This is a genomic window from Tamlana crocina, from assembly GCF_012037625.1.
In genome coordinates this window covers 1-338 of the sequence record NZ_JAAVJS010000591.1, presented here as the reverse complement: position 1 = coordinate 338, position 338 = coordinate 1, and the positions used below count along the sequence as shown (strand labels likewise).

At 36.1% G+C, this 338-nt stretch carries 1 pseudogene; it reads left to right on the top strand.

The annotated features are described in order from the left end of the window. A pseudogene (locus HC176_RS19755) lies at nt 1-193 on the top strand (VapE domain-containing protein); the annotation flags it as partial. Nucleotides 194-338: the final 145 nt, after the last annotated feature.

The following is a 338-nucleotide window of genomic DNA, read 5'->3' as shown; positions in this document are numbered from 1 at the left end:
AGATCCTGCAGATTTTAAAACAGCATCAGAAATTGTGATCGAGCTCTTCCCTATTAACCCGCGTCTCAATATGTACACCATGGGAAGGGCATTAAAATCTTTGGAATATGAAAGGGTGAAATCCGGAAATACAAGAAGCTACGGCTACTTGATAAAACCAAAGTTTAAAGCTTCACCCATAGAACTTTTATAAAAACTAATTACCCAATTACCCCAACTTCTTAAAGCCCCTGAAAACCATGGTCTTCTGATGTGGTAATTAGATTTTTTAGAATCTACCAATGGGTAATTGGGTAGATAGGAATTACAGCAAAAAAAGAAATAAACGCTTGTATTCA